The 15,528-nt window shown below is 69.5% G+C and carries 17 protein-coding genes; 5 read left to right on the top strand and 12 right to left on the bottom strand.

The window, feature by feature from the left end:
- The first annotated feature begins 38 nt into the window (after positions 1–38).
- Both AB0C28_RS44190 and AB0C28_RS44185 read left to right on the top strand, forming a co-directional pair.
- Positions 39–1,184, top strand: a complete 1,146-nt coding sequence (locus AB0C28_RS44190; protein WP_357845407.1) for an acyl-CoA dehydrogenase family protein — start codon at positions 39–41, stop codon at positions 1,182–1,184.
- 115 nt (positions 1,185–1,299) lie between these two features.
- Positions 1,300–1,461, top strand: a complete 162-nt coding sequence (locus AB0C28_RS44185; protein WP_346103304.1) for a hypothetical protein — start codon at positions 1,300–1,302, stop codon at positions 1,459–1,461.
- On the opposite strand, the gene AB0C28_RS44180 is transcribed toward AB0C28_RS44185, so the two are convergent.
- The 5 genes from AB0C28_RS44180 to pdxH all read right to left on the bottom strand — a co-directional run bounded on the left by AB0C28_RS44180 (position 1,462) and on the right by pdxH (position 7,388).
- Complete coding sequence (locus tag AB0C28_RS44180) at positions 1,462–2,238, bottom strand: alpha/beta fold hydrolase (RefSeq protein ID WP_357845410.1); 777 nt, start codon at positions 2,236–2,238, stop codon at positions 1,462–1,464.
- Between the two features lie 16 nt (positions 2,239–2,254).
- Complete coding sequence (locus AB0C28_RS44175) at positions 2,255–4,477, bottom strand: SpoIIE family protein phosphatase (RefSeq protein ID WP_357845413.1); 2,223 nt, start codon at positions 4,475–4,477, stop codon at positions 2,255–2,257.
- Between the two features lie 123 nt (positions 4,478–4,600).
- On the bottom strand, positions 4,601–5,302 hold the full coding sequence (locus tag AB0C28_RS44170) for a metal-dependent transcriptional regulator (protein ID WP_358081886.1): 702 nt from the start codon (positions 5,300–5,302) through the stop codon (positions 4,601–4,603).
- A 207-nt stretch (positions 5,303–5,509) separates the two neighbouring features.
- The gene (locus tag AB0C28_RS44165) at positions 5,510–6,748 is read right to left on the bottom strand and encodes an MFS transporter (RefSeq protein WP_358081884.1); all 1,239 of its coding nucleotides are present in this window, start codon (positions 6,746–6,748) and stop codon (positions 5,510–5,512) included.
- Between the two features lie 10 nt (positions 6,749–6,758).
- Positions 6,759–7,388: a pyridoxamine 5'-phosphate oxidase gene (gene pdxH, locus AB0C28_RS44160; protein WP_346103375.1), complete on the bottom strand. Its 630-nt coding sequence runs from the start codon at positions 7,386–7,388 to the stop codon at positions 6,759–6,761.
- A 203-nt stretch (positions 7,389–7,591) separates the two neighbouring features.
- Here pdxH and AB0C28_RS44155 point away from each other — a divergent pair, with 203 nt between their 5' ends.
- The 3 genes from AB0C28_RS44155 to AB0C28_RS44145 all read left to right on the top strand — a co-directional run bounded on the left by AB0C28_RS44155 (position 7,592) and on the right by AB0C28_RS44145 (position 10,642).
- Positions 7,592–8,698: a citrate synthase 2 gene (locus AB0C28_RS44155; protein ID WP_346103296.1), complete on the top strand. Its 1,107-nt coding sequence runs from the start codon at positions 7,592–7,594 to the stop codon at positions 8,696–8,698.
- A gap of 163 nt (positions 8,699–8,861) precedes the next feature.
- On the top strand, positions 8,862–9,971 hold the full coding sequence (gene serC, locus AB0C28_RS44150) for a phosphoserine transaminase (RefSeq protein ID WP_358081882.1): 1,110 nt from the start codon (positions 8,862–8,864) through the stop codon (positions 9,969–9,971).
- A gap of 146 nt (positions 9,972–10,117) precedes the next feature.
- Positions 10,118–10,642, top strand: a complete 525-nt coding sequence (locus AB0C28_RS44145; RefSeq protein ID WP_358081880.1) for a TIGR00645 family protein — start codon at positions 10,118–10,120, stop codon at positions 10,640–10,642.
- Between the two features lie 4 nt (positions 10,643–10,646).
- On the opposite strand, the gene AB0C28_RS44140 is transcribed toward AB0C28_RS44145, so the two are convergent.
- The 7 genes from AB0C28_RS44140 to AB0C28_RS44110 all read right to left on the bottom strand — a co-directional run.
- Positions 10,647–11,285 (bottom strand): rhomboid family intramembrane serine protease, encoded by a 639-nt coding sequence (locus AB0C28_RS44140; RefSeq protein ID WP_358081877.1) that lies wholly within the window; start codon positions 11,283–11,285, stop codon positions 10,647–10,649.
- A 126-nt stretch (positions 11,286–11,411) separates the two neighbouring features.
- Positions 11,412–12,206 (bottom strand): crotonase/enoyl-CoA hydratase family protein, encoded by a 795-nt coding sequence (locus AB0C28_RS44135; RefSeq protein WP_357845430.1) that lies wholly within the window; start codon positions 12,204–12,206, stop codon positions 11,412–11,414.
- 6 nt (positions 12,207–12,212) lie between these two features.
- Positions 12,213–12,986 (bottom strand): SDR family NAD(P)-dependent oxidoreductase, encoded by a 774-nt coding sequence (locus tag AB0C28_RS44130; RefSeq protein WP_357845433.1) that lies wholly within the window; start codon positions 12,984–12,986, stop codon positions 12,213–12,215.
- 47 nt (positions 12,987–13,033) lie between these two features.
- Positions 13,034–13,372, bottom strand: coding sequence for an STAS domain-containing protein (locus AB0C28_RS44125; protein WP_101785558.1), 339 nt, complete (start codon positions 13,370–13,372; stop codon positions 13,034–13,036).
- A gap of 190 nt (positions 13,373–13,562) precedes the next feature.
- Positions 13,563–14,312 (bottom strand): ABC transporter ATP-binding protein, encoded by a 750-nt coding sequence (locus AB0C28_RS44120; protein ID WP_358081874.1) that lies wholly within the window; start codon positions 14,310–14,312, stop codon positions 13,563–13,565.
- Entirely contained in the window at positions 14,294–15,049 is a 756-nt protein-coding gene (gene cbiQ, locus AB0C28_RS44115; RefSeq protein ID WP_358081871.1) for a cobalt ECF transporter T component CbiQ, read from the bottom strand. The genes AB0C28_RS44120 and cbiQ overlap by 19 nt, the downstream gene beginning before the upstream one ends.
- Positions 15,050–15,052: 3 nt before the next feature.
- The coding region (locus AB0C28_RS44110) for a PDGLE domain-containing protein (protein WP_358081869.1) at positions 15,053–15,528 on the bottom strand (476 nt) is incomplete at its 5' end.

Below are 15,528 nucleotides of genomic sequence, written 5' to 3'. Positions count from 1 at the left end.
GGCGCTAACCGAATGGAGTTCTGTCCCCCGGAGGCGACATGCGGCGAGACCTCTTCGACGAAGAGCACCTGCTGTTCAGGGAGACCGTGCGTGAATTCATGGCCCGTGAGGTCGTGCCGCACCACCAGCAGTGGGAAAAGGAGGGCATTGTCCCGCGCGAGGTCTGGAAGAAGGCCGGCGAACTCGGCATGTTCGGGTTCTCCGTGCCCGAGGAGTACGGCGGCGCGGGCATCACCGATTTCCGCTACAACGCGGTGATCGTCGAGGAGATCATCAGAAACGCGGCGAGCGGTCTCGGTTTCTCCCTGCACAACGACGTCATGGCCCCGTACGTGGTGGATCTGACGAACGACGAGCAGAAGCAGCGCTGGCTGCCCGGGTTCGTGAGCGGTGAGTTGATCACCGCCATCGCCATGAGCGAGCCGGGGGCCGGCAGCGATCTGCAGGGCATCACGACCAGGGCCGAGCGTGACGGCGACCACTACGTGCTCACCGGCCAGAAGACGTTCATCACGAACGGGGTGAACGCCGACCTCGTCGTCGTGGTGGCCAAGACCGATCCTGAGGCGGGCGCCAGGGGCGTGACGCTGCTGGTCGTGGAGCGGGGCATGGAGGGGTTCGCCCGCGGGCGCAACCTGGACAAGATCGGCATGAAGGCCCAGGACACGGCCGAGCTCTTCTTCGACCGCGTACGCGTGCCCGCCGCCAACCGCCTCGGCCCCGAGGACGGCCAGGGCTTCTTCCAGCTCATGAACAACCTGCCGCAGGAGCGCATGTCGATCGCCGTGGCGGCGGTGGCCGCGGCCGAGGTCGTGCTGGAGCAGACCATCGAGTACTGCAGGACGCGCCAGGCGTTCGGCCGCAACCTCGGTTCGTTCCAGAACACCCGGTTCGTCCTGGCGGAGCTGGCCACCGAGACGGAGATCGCCCGCCACTACGTGGACAAGTGCATCCTCGCGCTCAACGCCAAGGAGCTCACGGCGGTGGACGCCGCCAAGGCGAAGTGGTGGACCACCGAGCTGCAGACCAAGGTCATCGACCGCTGCCTCCAGTTGCACGGCGGCTACGGCTACATGACCGAGTACCCGGTCGCCAAGGCGTGGCTGGACGCCCGGGTCCAGACGATCTACGGCGGCACCACCGAGATCATGAAGGAGATCATCGGCAGGTCCTTCGGGTTCTGACATACGGTCGACGCGCCCGCGTGCAAAAAAACAGGGCACCGCGCCCGCGCGAGGAGGTCATGCCGCTTCCGCCGTCCCCGCGCGGTGCGCCCGTTCACGCCGCATACTGGACACCATGGACGGCGGCCTGATCCTCCTGGTTTTCCTGGCGTTGCTGTTCGCCTGGCTGCTCAACCGCGTGCGCCGGGCGTTCCGCCTGGGGCCCGTCGGCTATGCCGGCGTGCTCATCGTGTTCGTGCTGGTCATGTTGATGCTCTGGGGCCAGACCAAGATCTAGCTACCGGGCCGCCGACTCCAGGATCACCCGGGCCACCAGCGCGGGATCGTCGCTCATCGGCAGGTGACCACAGCCCTGCAGCAGCTTGACCCGCTGCCCCGACCAGCGCGCCGCGCGTACGGCCTGGCGGCGCGGCAGCAGCCGGTCGTGCTCGCCCCACGCGATCGTGATCGGCGACTTGGGCGGCGCGGGCGGCATCAGGCCGCCGAACGACTCCAGTGTCTCCTCGAAGCCGGCGGCCTGGCCGAGCGCCTGGGTGGCGGCGACGAGCGCGGCGGGGTCGAGCCGGCCGGGGCGGGCGACCAGCAGGCCCGCGGACACCGCGCGCAGGTGGCGGTTGCCGGCCGTCATGGCGAGTTGTTCAGGAGACAGGGAGCGGGCCGAGGAGCGCAGGGCGCGCAGCACGGCCTGGCAGTAGAGCAGCTCGGGCCGCGACCAGAAGCCGGCGGGGGACAGCGCGGTCGCCGTACGGACGACGCCACGCGAGGCCAGCTCAAGCGCGATGTAGCCGCCGAGGGAGTTGCCCGCCACAGCGGGCTCGCGGATGCCGAGCGAGGCGCAGAAGGACTCGACGGCGTCGGCGAGCGTCTCGGCGGTGTAGGGGATGCCGGGCGGCAGCCCGGGAGAGACCCCGAAACCGGGCAGGTCGAGCGCGATCACCGTGTGCGCGGCGGCCAGCCGGTCCATGACCGGCAGCCACCCCTGCCAGTGGTGGCCGATGCCGTGGATGAGAATCAGCGGCGCACCGGTGCCCCGTCGTTCGAAGGCCAGCTCCATGGCGCCAGCTAATCATTCACCTGCCGCGCGTGGGAATCTCGAACCAGACGGCTTTGCCTTCCCTGGTGGGACGCGATCCCCAGCGCCTGGCGAGCTGGTCGACCAGGTAAAGCCCGCGCCCGCCCTCGTCGTTCTCCCCCGCGCTGCGGATGCGGGGCAGGCGCAGGTCCTGGTCGAACACCTCGACCCAGACCGACTCGTCGCCCCTGCGCAGCCGTAGCGTGAACTCCTTGTCGCCGACCACTTCGTCCTCGAAGCCCGGAGTGTCCCAGGACTCCTCGAACGGCAGCGGCGGCCCTTCCACGACCAGCTCCCTGCGCGGAACCCCGGCGGTGGCGGCGTGCAGCACCACGTTGGTGACGACCTCGGAGACCAGCAGACAGGCCAGCTCGGCCCGCTCTTCGGGTACGTTCCAGCTGGAGAACGCCTCCGCGGCCATGCGGCGCGCCTCGCTCACCATGATCGGCTGGGCGGGGAAGGTGCGCGACTCGACGTCGAGATCGACGTCGCTGGAGCGGACCACGAGGATGGCCATGTCGTCGTCGATCTCGCCCGGCACCGCCACGGTGGCGGCGTCGGCGATGCGTTCGACCTCGGCGTCGGCCATCTTGGCGAGCTTGTCGCACAGGACGCCGAGTGTCTCCTCCTCGGTCGGCATCCGGCCGTCGCGGGTCGGGCGGCGGTCGACCAGGCCGTCGGTGTAGAGGAGCAGCGCCGCGCCCGGCGGCAGCGTACGCGTCTCCTCCTTGTAGACCAGGTCGGCGTGCAGGCCCTTGGCGCGCACCCCGAGCGGCTGGCCGACCTCTTCGATGTCGAGCTCGCGGCACTGACCGTCGACCAGCAGCAGCGGCGGGGCGTGACCGGCGTTGGCGAACGAGAGCTGCCGCGACCAGGCGTCGTAGACCAGGTATTGGCAGGTCACGATGGGCGGGATGCTGACCTCGGCGCCGTTGTCGTCCTGCTCGGGGGTGGCGATGATGCGGGTCCACTCGTCGAGCCTGGCCAGGATGTCGGCCGGGGACTTGTCGTCCTGGGCGAAGGCCCGCAGCGCGGCGCGCAGCTGGCCCATGATGGCCGCGGCCTTGGCGCCCCGGCCCTCGACGTCGCCGATCACGATGCCGACGCGGCCCGCCGACAGCGGGATGACGTCGTACCAGTCGCCGCCCACCTGCGTCTGGATGCCCTGCCCGTGGGAGGCCAGCGGGGCCGCCGGGTAGTAGCGCACGGCGATCTGCAGCCCGTCGAGCTGCGGCAGCGCCCTGGGCAGCAGGTGCTTCTGGAACGACTCGGCCGTGTGGCGCTCCTCCTCGAACAGCAGCGCGTTGTCGATGGCGAGCGCGACCCTGGTGGCGATGGCGCCGACGAAGTCACGGTCGAAGGCGTCGTAGTGGGGGCTGCGGCGGTCGGTGAGGTTGGACAGGCCGAGGTACATCAGCCCGAGCGTCTCGCCGCGCACGAGCAGCGGGGCCACGATGGCGGAGGTCATGCCGATCTCGCCGCACAGCCGCGCGCTGTTCTCGTGGGGGGCGGGGAAGCGGCTGTTGGAGAAGTCTTCCACCAGGATCGTCTCCTGGCGGCGCAGCGCGGTGTCGGCGTAGTGGCCGGAGGGGTAGCGGATCTCCGCCCCCACCGGCTTCCATGTTCCCGACGGCGGCGCCCACCCCTGCACGTGCTGGGAGACCCTGCGCACGAGCCGGTCGCCCTCCATCAGCTCGATGAAGCAGTGGTCGGCGAACTGCGGGATGAGCATCTCGGCGACGCGCTTGAGCGTCTCCTCGACGTAGAGGGAGCCGGCCAGCCGCTCGCCGATGCGTTCGAGCAGGCCGAAGCGGTCCTTCTCGCGCTCGTTGCTGCGCAGCGCCTCGCGGGCCATGATGACGATCCCCGTCACCGTGCCGGACGTGTGGCGCAGCGGCACGGCCTGGGCGCGGACGTAGACGATGGTGCCGTCGCCGCGCCTGACGTCGAACGTGCCCTCCCACACGCCGCCCTTGAGCACGTGTTTGGCCAGCTCGATCGCCAGCGGGTGGTCCTTCTCCATGATCCCGAGGGACAGGACGGACGAGTCACGCGAAGGCGACTTACCCTGACGCCCGAACAGCTTCTCGGCGAAGGGGTTCCAATAGAGGAGATTGCTGAAACGGTCGGTCACGACCACCGCCATTTCGGCGTGATCGAGCACGGACCCGGCAGCAAGGTGATCAGCCGCTTCTTGTGACAGATCCCCCCAACGCTTCATCCGGAGACCACTCCTCGGGGTGGCGTGTATGCAAAGCGGACCACGAGCGCTCCTGCAACAGTCTTGGCCAGGGGGGAGTGGAGGGCCTCCCAGGAGGGATTCAACCAAGTAGCGGCGCGCGCGTCAGCGCTTGGAGACAAAAACGTGCGCCGCGATGTCGCGCGGAAGATCCGCAGGAGTGTCGTTCGCGTCACCGTCACCTGTCACCCGTACACCGTCGTCGCTCGCCGCGAGCGTCACCTCGCGTCCGGGTTGTATCCCAACTTGCTTGAGTTTAAGCATCACAGCAGGATCGCTTTGCACTTGTTCGCTAATTCGACGCACGACAACCGGCGTGTCACGCGTTCCCGCGAGGTCGCACATGGTGGTCAGCGTGTCGGCGCTGTCGGCCGGCTCTCTGGCGCCGAGCTCGGCCAGGCCGGGGATCGGGTTGCCGTGCGGGCAGATGGTCGGGTTGTCGAGCAGGGTCACGAGCCGGGACTCGACGGACTCCGACATGACGTGCTCCCAGCGGCACGCCTCGATGTGCACCTCTTCCCAGGGAAGCCCGATCACCTGGGTCAGGAGGCACTCGGCCAGGCGGTGCTTGCGCATCACGCGGGTGGCCAGGGTGCGGCCCAGCTCGGTCATCGACAGGTGCCGGTCGCCCTCGACGCGAACGAGGCCGTCGCGCTCCATCCGGGCGACGGTCTGGCTCACGGTGGGGCCGCTCTGCTGCAGACGCTCGGCGATCCGGGCGCGGAGGGGGACGATGCCCTCCTCTTCGAGCTCGTAAATGGTGCGGAGATACATCTCCGTGGTGTCGATCAGGCCGTGTGCGGTCAAGGCTCCTCCCAACTGAATGGTACGCCGGTCAAGGCGGGGACTGAGCCCGTCCGCAGCGGGCGCAGGAGTCACAGGAACCCTATGGGGAGAACGACCGGCGATGCTTAAGGACGGCAACAACGGAGCGGCCGAGTTCCTTCCCGACCGCTTCGATCTTGACAACCTACGTCGTACGGCGTCCTGCCGCGCACATCACGCGGGCGATCCTCAGCCGGCCCGGTAGTTCCTGAAGGCGCTCACCGACAGGCCGACGATGAGCACGGTGACGGCGCACGCGATGCCGCCGCCCACCCACGCCCCGCTCAGCCCGATCCCCGTCGCCATGGCGCCCGCGCGCAGCTCGCCCAGGCGCGGCCCGCCGGCCACGACCACCATGAACGCCCCTTGCAGCCGCCCGCGCATCTCGTCCGGCGCGTACAGCTGCAGGATCGACTGCCGCCACACCGACGAGATGACGTCGGCCACGCCGCCGACCGCCATGAACGCCACCACCAGCCACAGCTCGTGCGCGAGCCCGGCGGCGGCCACGGCCACGCCCCAGACGGCGATGACGACCGACAGCGCCACCCCCTGCCGCTTCACCCGCCCGACCCAGCCGGAGAACAGCGCGCCGGCGACCGAGCCGATGGCCATCGCGGAGGTCATCCAGCCGAGCGCGATCTCCGAGCCGCCGAAGCGCTCGGCGGTCAGCTCGGGGAAGAGCGCCCGTGGCATGGCGAACACCATCGCGATGATGTCCACCACGAACGACATCAGCAGCACCGGGCTGCTGACGATGAAGCTGAGGCCGTCCCAGACGGCCCGGGCCCCCGGACGGGTCACCTCTCCTAACGGAGGCAGTGGAGGCAGTTTGAGGGCCGCGTAGAGGCTCGCGGTGAACAGCAGGGCGTCCACCGAGTACGCCGCCGCGAACTTCGCCGGGGTGGCCAGCGCCATCGCGCCGATCATCGGCCCCAGGACCGCGCCGAGGCTGTAGACCAGCGAGTTGAGCGCGTTGGCCGCCGGCACCAGCTCGGGCTCCAGGATCCTCGGGATGATGGCGCCCCTGGTCGGGCCCGTGATGGCGAAGCCGGTGGAGTTGAGCGCGACCGCGCCGAAGATCACCCAGAGGTTGTTCAGGCCGAGCGCCGCCTGGGCGAGGATGATCAGCGTGGAGGCCCAGGCGATCAGCGAGCCGACGATGAGCAGCTTGCGCCGGTCCACGGCGTCCGCCACCGCCCCGCCCCACAGGCCGAAGACGATCAGCGGGACCAGGCTGACGATGCCGATCAGGCCGACGTAGAACGAGGACCGGGTGAGCTCGAAGACCTGCAGCCCGACCGCCACGACGGTCACGCCGACGCCGACGTGTGAGACGGCCTGGCCGATCCAGATCCGCCGGTACGCGGGCACGCCCAGCGGCCGGGTGTCCACCAGATGACGTCTTACCAGCTCCCCGATTGCCACTTAAGGCACATTAAGGGGCAAGTCTCTCCAGCACCCAGCCGGGTCGGGTCCGCCGGTACCGCAGCCGGTCGTGCATCCGGTCGAGCTGCCCCTGCCAGAACTCCAGCTCCATGGGCGTGACCCGGAACCCGCCCCAGAAGTCGGGCACCGGCGGATCCTCCGGCCAGCGCGCCGCCAGCTCCTCGTAACGGGCGTCCAGCTCCTCCCTCGACCGGACGACCGCCGACTGCCGCGAGGCCCACGCGCCGACGCGCGAGCCGTAGGGGCGGGAGGCGAAGTATTCGGCCGACTCCTCGTGGGAGATCCGCGCCACGGTGCCCTCGATCCGCACCTGACGGCGGAGCGGATGCCACGGGAACAGCAGTGACGCGCGCGGGTTCTCGGCCAGGTCGCGGCCCTTGCGCGACTCGTAGTTGGTGTAGAAGACGAATCCGCGTTCGTCGTAGCCCTTCAGCAGGACCGTCCTGGCGCTCGGGCGGCCTCCTGCGGAGGCCGTGGCCAGGACCATGGCGTTGGGTTCCGGCAGGCCGGCGTCGAGCGCGTCCTGGAACCAGGCGGTGAACTGCGCGATGGGGTCGGACGCGACGTCGGATTCGAGCAGCGGCTCGCCCTCGTACGTACGGCGAAGCCCCGCCAGCATGGGCGGGCGCGGGGTGGCATCCACGAGACGGTATTCTGTCGCGCTCGCGTGGTAGATCCCACGCACCGCTCCCGACCAGCGGGTTTGGGCTTACGGCGGGTCCCGAGACCGACCATGAGCTGCGAGGGGGTTAAATTGACCCGCCGGTATCTCGACATCAAGGCATTGCCCAAACATGGCAACAGAAGGGGAGGCGGCCGAGTATGTCCGACTTCAAACCCGGGCTCGAAGGCGTCGTAGCTTTCGAAACCGAGATCGCGGAACCGGACAAAGAAGGGGGCGCCCTTCGATACCGGGGCGTCGACATCGAAGAGCTGGTCGGCCAGGTCCCGTTCGGGGCGGTCTGGGGCCTGCTGGTCGACAACACGTTCCAGCCGGGCCTGCCCCCGGCGGAGCCGTTCCCCATCCCTGTCCATTCCGGTGACATCCGAGTAGACGTCCAGAGCGCGCTGGCCATGCTGGCGCCGGCCTACGGCTTCAAGCCGCTGCACGACATCAGCGGCGAGGAGGCTCGTGACCAGCTCGCCCGTGCCTCCGTCATGGCGCTGTCCTTCGTCGCGCAGTCCGCGCGCGGCCTCGGCCTGCCCATGGTTCCGCAGAGCCGGGTCGACGAGGCCGACACGATCGTCGAACGCTTCATGATCCGCTGGCGCGGTGAGCCTGATCCCAAGCACGTCAAGGCCATCGACGCCTATTGGACCTCCGCAGCCGAGCACGGCATGAACGCCTCGACGTTCACCGCCCGCGTCATCGCCTCCACCGGAGCCGACGTGGCCGCCGCCCTGTCCGGCGCCGTCGGCGCCATGTCGGGTCCGCTGCACGGCGGCGCCCCTGCGCGTGTCCTGCACATGATCGAGGGCGTCGAGCAGCTCGGCGACGCCAAGAAGTACGTCCAGGGCGAGCTCGACAAGGGCAACCGCCTCATGGGCTTCGGCCACCGCGTCTACCGCGCCGAGGACCCGCGCGCCCGCGTGCTGCGCAGGACCGCCAAGGAGCTCGACGCGCCTCGTTACGAGGTCGCGGCGGCGCTGGAGCAGGCCGCGCTGGAGGAGTTGCACGCCCGCAAGCCCGACCGCGTGCTGGCCACCAACGTGGAGTACTGGGCGGCCGTCGTCCTCGACTTCGCCGAGGTCCCCTCCCACATGTTCACCTCTATGTTCACATGCGCCCGCACGGCCGGCTGGGCCGCGCACATCCTGGAGCAGAAGCTCACGGGCCGGCTCGTCCGCCCGAGTGCCAACTACATCGGGCCCGCCTCGCGCCCGCTCGGCGACGTCCCGGGCGCCGCCGAGGTCACCGGCAAGATCTGAACGTCTCCCTCACGGGAATTCCCGTCACGGCTACCGCGCGGCCCCACGCTGCGCGGTAGCCGTTTCTTTTCGCTCTGGTACGGCATCCTTGGTGAGACTTTGACAGGTCTCAGAATCCGGACCGCGTACGAGCCATTCCACGCCGGTCGGTAGGCTCCGTTACGTGGCTGACATCGTTATTCCCGCTGACATCAAGCCCGTGGACGGCCGGTTCGGCTGTGGGCCCTCGAAGGTTCGCACCGAGCAACTGGCCGCGCTCGCCGCGTCCGGCGCGAGCCTCATGGGCACCTCGCACCGCCAGAAGCCGGTCAAGAACCTCGTCGGCCGGGTGCGGTCGGGTCTTTCCGACCTGTTCTCGCTGCCGGAGGGCTACCAGGTGGTCCTGGGCAACGGCGGCACCACCGCGTTCTGGGACATCGCCGCCTTCGGGCTGGTCCGCGAGAAGTCCCAGCACCTGTCGTTCGGTGAGTTCTCCTCGAAGTTCGCCACCGTCACCAAGAAGGCGCCCTGGCTGGCCGAGCCGAGCGTGATCAAGGCCGAGGTCGGCACCCACCCGGTAGCCGTGGCCGAGGACGGCGTCGACGTCTACGCGCTCACCCACAACGAGACCTCGACCGGCGTGGCCATGCCGATCACGCGCGTGGGCGGCGACGACGCGCTCGTGCTGGTCGACGCCACCTCCGGCGCCGGCGGCCTGCCCGTCGACATCGCCGAGACCGACGTCTACTACTTCGCGCCGCAGAAGAGCTTCGCCTCCGACGGCGGCCTGTGGATCGCGATCATGTCGCCCCGGGCGCTGGCCAGGGTCGAGGAGATCGCCGCGAGCGGCCGCTACGTGCCCGAGTTCTTCAGCCTGCCCGTCGCGATCGACAACTCGGGCAAGGACCAGACCTACAACACCCCGGCGGTGGCCACGCTGTTCCTGCTGGCCGACCAGCTCGACTGGATGAACGGCAACGGCGGCCTGGCCTGGACCACCGGCCGCACAGCCGACTCCAGCTCGCGGCTCTACACGTGGGCGGAGAAGACCTCCTACACCACGCCGTTCGCCGCGCCCGAGTTCCGCTCGCAGGTGGTCGGCACGATCGACTTCGCCGACGAGGTCGACGCCGCGGCGGTGGCCAAGGTGCTGCGCTCCAACGGCATCGTCGACACCGAGCCCTACCGCAAGCTGGGCCGCAACCAGCTGCGCATCGCGATGTTCCCGGCCGTCGACCCGGCCGACATCGAGGCGCTGACGGTCTGCGTCGACTACGTGGTCGAGCGCCTCTAGCCGACCTCGTTCCCGCTCATCTCGGCCAGCACCGGCGATCCGCCGGTGCTGGCTTTTGCTGATATCTGCCCACCGACGAGTAGGAAACCCCCCCTTTGTCCGCCACTCCCCGACGGACCGTACGGCCGAAGAGCCTCGGTTATCTGATGTTCGCCAGCCGCTGGCTCCAGGTCCCCCTCTATCTCGGCCTCATCGTCGCCCAGGCCGTCTATGTCTGGCAGTTCGCCCTGGAGCTGTGGCATCTCATCGAGACCGTGTTCCTGCACGGGGAGACGGCCGTCGCGAACGCGCCCTCGCCCGAGGTCGTGGTGATGCTCACGGTGCTGGCGCTCATCGACGTGGTGATGATCTCCAACCTGCTCATCATGGTGATCATCGGTGGCTACGAGACGTTCGTCTCGCGCATCGACCTCAACGACCACCCCGACGAGCCCGAGTGGCTCTCCCACGTCAACGCGAACGTGCTGAAGGTCAAGCTGGCCACGGCCATCATCGGCATCTCGTCGGTGCACCTGCTGCAGACGTTCATCAGGGCGCAGTCGACGCCGAACGACAAGATGATGTGGCAGACGATCATGCATCTGGCGTTCGTGGTGTCGGCGGTCGGCCTGGCCTACATCGACCGGCTGCTGGCGAGCTCACCCGCCGAGCACACCCGGCCCCACCTCTGAGCGATCAGTACGGATAGGTGGTCCTGGCGGGCGGAAGCGTACGCCTGCGGCGCAGCACCCAGGCGGCCACCACGCCGCCGATGAGGCCGAACAGGTGTCCCTGCCAGGAGATGCCCTGCTGGTTCGGCAGCAGGCCCGCCAGGATCCCCCAGTAGGCGATGCCGACGCCGATGCCGATCGCGATGTCGAGCAGGCTGCGGTCGAACAGGCCGCGGGCCAGGATGTAGCCGAAGTAGCCGAAGACGAGCCCGCTGGCCCCGACCGTGTAGACGCCGGGGCTGGTCGCCCACGTGCCGAGGCCGCCGATGAAGATGATCAGCACGCTGGCCCACAGGAACTTGCCCACGTCGCGCAGCCCGGCCAGGAAGCCCAGGATCAGCAGCGGCACCGAGTTGGCCATCAGGTGGCCGAAGCCGCCGTGCAGGAACGGCGCGAAGACGATGCCGACCAGGCCGTCGGGCTCCCAGCCGACGATGCCGAACTGCCGGTCGAGCGAGCCGCCGAGGAAGAAGTCGACCCCTTCGACCGCCCACATCACGACCAGCATGCCGACGACGATGATGAGCGCGCTCAGGGCACCGGAGAACAGAGCTGCGGCGCCGCGCTTGGCCGGCTCGAATCTGGAGCCCGAATAGTCGCTCATGCGCCCTCCCGGTCGGTCGACTGCTCTCTCTTTACCGTAACCAGGAACGGCTGTGCGCGCGTCGAAGGCGTCCCCTCCCGTTCCATGGGACGGGAGGGGACTCTCAGCCGGACGGGACCGAGGGGGTCATTCGCCCTTCCACTGAGGGGCGCGCTTCTCGGCGAAGGCCGCCGCGCCCTCCATGGCGTCCTTCGAGCCGAACACCGGATTGACGATCGCGCTCTGCCTGGCGAACATCTCCTCCTGCGACCAGTCCTGCGACTCGATGACGATCCGCTTGGTCGCGGCGAGCGCCAGGGGCGCGTTGGCGGCGATCTTGCGGGCCAGCTCAAGGGCGCCCTCCAGGGCCGCCCCCGGCTCGGTGATCCGGTTGACCAGGCCGAGCTCGTACAGGCGGGCGGCCGGGTAGTGGTCGCCGGTCAGCGCGATCTCCATGGCCACGTGGTACGGGATCCGCCGCGGCAGCCGCATGATGCCGCCCGCGGCCGCCACCAGCCCGCGCCTGGGCTCGGGCAGCCCGAACTTGGCCTCCGACGAGGCCACGATGACGTCGCAGGACAGCGCCAGCTCGAACCCGCCCGCCAGCGCGTACCCCTCGACCGCGGCCACCAGCGGCTTCTTCGGCGGCGCCTCGGTGATCCCGCCGAAGCCGCGGCCCTCGACGACCGGGAGGTCCCCGGTCAGGAAGCCCTTGAGGTCCATGCCGGCGCAGAAGGTGCCGCCGGCGCCGGTCAGCACGTACGCGGAGATGTCGGGACGCGCGTCCAGCGTGTCGAGCGCGTCGGCGATGCCCCTGGCCACGGCACCGTTGACGGCGTTGCGGGACTTGGGGCGGTTGATGGTGAGGATCGCCACCTTGCCCGATCCTTCGGCGCCCGACCCTTCGGCGGCGGACTCCTCGACGAGCACTTCGTCAGACACGAGACCTCACTTGGGCTGGAAGCGGATGCCGCCGTCGAAGCGGATGACCTCGGCGTTCATGTAGTCGTTCTCGATCAGCGACCTGACCAGGTGGGCGAACTCGTCGGCCCGTCCCATGCGCTTGGGGAAGACCACCGGCGCCACCAGCTTCGCCTTGAACTCGTCGGCGTTGGCCGAGAAGCCGTAGATGGGAGTGTCGATGATGCCGGGGCAGATCGTGTTGACCCGCACGCCGATCGCGGCCAGGTCGCGCGCGGCGGGCACCGTCATGCCCACGATGCCGCCCTTGGAGGCCGAGTACGCCAGCTGCCCGGTCTGTCCCTCAAGGGCCGCCACGGAGGCCGTGTTGATCACTACCCCGCGCTGCCCGTCGGCGTCGGCGGGCTCGGTCTTGGCGATGGCCGCCGCGGCCAGGCGCATGAGGTTGAACGTGCCGATCAGGTTGACCTCGATGACCTTGCGGTAGGAGGCCGGGTTGTGCGGATTTCCGTCACGGTTGACCGTGCGCTCCGCCCAGCCGATGCCGGCGCTGTTGACGACCACCCGCAGCGGCTTGCCGGTGGCCACGGCGGCGTCGACGGCCGCCTGTACCTGCTCGTCGTCGGAGACATCAGTCCTGGCGAAGACGCCGCCGAGCTCGTCGGCGACCGCCTTGCCGCGCTCCTCGTTGAGGTCGGCGACGACCACCGTGGCCCCGGCGCGGGCGAGCTCGCGAGCCGTGGCCTCGCCCAGGCCGCTGGCGCCGCCCGAGATGATTGCTGCAGATCCGTTCACGTCCATATCCCGGACCCTAGCCGCCTACCGAATGAAGTTCTACTCGGGGGCGGTTAAATCTCGCCCACGGCGCTGTCGACGTCGGAATACACCTTGATCCGCCGGTCGAGCCCCGTCGTGCGCAGGATGCGCGCCACGGGCGCCTGGGGCGCCGCCAGGGACACGCCGCCGCCCTCGCCGGTCGCCAGGCGCCACGCCTCGATCAGCACGGACAGGCCGCTGGAGTCCATGAACGACAGTTGCTGCAGATCGAGCACGAGCCTGGCGCTGTCCTGTTTGATGGCGTCACGCACCTCGTCGCGCAGGAACGGTGCGGTGAACAGGTCAAGCTCTCCCTCGACGGCCACCACCACGGCGTCGCCCAGGGCGTGTCGCGCAAGCCGCAGCTTCATTGGGCCCCTCCTCGATGAGCCACTGTACTTCGACATCCCCGGATAGCGGGCATGCACAAACTACGAAAAGTCGGATGCAGGAGGACAAGGCGGGCCTAATCGCGTACCAAAAGCCCCGTCAAGAGCCATGCTCCCGAGTTTCTACCCATCTCGGAGGCTTGCGGCAACCTGGGGCTCACATTCCTGGAGCTCACGGTGCGGGGATGGCGAACCCGTACGGGAGCTCCAGGCGATGCGCGGCCAGCAGGTCCGGGTCGGACAGCAACTCGCGCGTGGGCCCGTCGGCGGCGATCACGCCGCCGGACAGGATGAGCGAGCGCTCGCACAACTCCAGCGCGTACGGCAGATCGTGCGTCACCATGAGCACCGTCACGTCCAGGGAGCGCAGGATCTCGGCCAGCTCCCTGCGCGCGGCCGGGTCGAGGTTGGACGACGGCTCGTCGAGCACCAGGATCTCGGGCGCCATGGCCAGCACCGTGGCCACCGCGACCCGGCGGCGCTGGCCGAAGGACAGGTGGTGCGGCGGCCGGTCGGCGGCCTCCAGCATGCCCACCCGCTCCAGCGCGTCCTTGACCACCCGGTCGAGCTCCTCGCCGCGCAGGCCCGCGTTGGCCGGGCCGAAGGCCACGTCGTCGCGCACGGTGGGCATGAACAACTGGTCGTCGGGATCCTGGAAGACCAGGCCGACGCGCTGCCTGATCTCCTTCAGCGTGTCCTTGCGCACGGGGGTGCCCGCCACGGCCACACTCCCGTGCCCGGCGGGCAGAATGCCGTTGAGGTGCATGACGAGCGTGGTCTTGCCGGCGCCGTTGGGGCCGAGCAGGGCGACGCGTTCGCCCCTGGCGATCGACAGATCCACGCCGAACAGCGCCTGCGTGCCGTCGGGGTAGGCGTAGGCGAGTTGCCGGACTTCGAGAGAGTTCACCACGTCAGTCCCCATGTTGCCAGGGCGACCGCGGGCAGGGCGAGCGCGGTCCCCCATTGGCGTACAGACGCCGACATTTCATGAATTATCGGCATCTGGCCGTCGTAGCCGCGGCTCAGCATCGCCAGGTGCACCCGCTCGCCCCGCTCGTACGAACGGATGAACAGCGCCCCCGCGGACCTGGCGAGCACCGGAATGTGCCGCAGGTCACGCGCCACGAACCCGCGCGACTCCCTGGCCACCCGCATCCGCCGCATCTCGTCGAGGATCACGTCCATGTACCTGAGCATGAACATGGCGATCTGCACCAGCAGGCCCGGCAGCCGCAGCCGCTGGGCCCCCAGCAGAATCGTCCGCGGCTCCGTGGTGGCCGCCAGCAGGATGGAGGCGACCACGCCGAGGGTGGCCTTGGCCAGGATGTTCCAGGCCGCCCAGAGACCGGGCACGCTCAGCGACAGGCCCAGCACCGTGGTCCGCTCTCCCAGCCCGATGACCGGGATGAAGAAGGCGAACAGCACGAAGGGCACCTCGATCACCATCCGCCGCAGCACGTACGGCAGCGGCACCCTGGCCACCGCCGCGACACCCGCGAGCAGGACGGCGTAGACCGCGAAGGCCCAGAGGCTCTCGCGCGGCGTGGCCACCACCACCAGGGCGAAGGCGAAGACCGCGAGCAGCTTGCACTGCGGCGGCAGCCGGTGCACGACCGAGTCGCCCGGCAGGTAGAGCTGGTGATGATGGCCCGCGCCCACGTGTCACGCCTTGGTCTCGTCGGGGATCTCGCTACGTCTCCGCGCGGCGTAGGCCACGGCGCCGGAGATGAGCAGCACGAGCCCGACACCGATGACGCCGGCCACGCCGACGGGGATCCCGCCCACGTCACCGTAGTCGGCCAGCGCCCACTCGCCGAACAGGTGGCCGCTCTCCCGCTCCATGAAGCCCTCGTTCTGGGCCACCGCCTCCAGCCCGTCGGGCGAGGAGGAGGAGAAGAAGGACACCAGCCCGGCCAGCACCAGCGTCACGCCGACGCCCCCGAGCAGGAACGGCTTGAGCGACCGGCCCGCGGCGACCGGCTCGGGCTCGCCCACGGTCGTGCTCTCGCCGCCCGCGCCGCGCAGGACCAGGGGCCTGGCCAAGCCGCGGGCGCCGTACACGAGGTCGGGCCGCACGGCCAGCACGGCGCCGACGGTCGCGGCCGTGATCAGCGCCTCGCCGATGCCGATCAGCAGGT

Source organism: Nonomuraea sp. NPDC048892, from assembly GCF_040649735.1.
Taxonomy (GTDB): domain Bacteria; phylum Actinomycetota; class Actinomycetes; order Streptosporangiales; family Streptosporangiaceae; genus Nonomuraea; species Nonomuraea maheshkhaliensis.
This window is presented reverse-complemented; position numbering and strand designations above follow the sequence as displayed.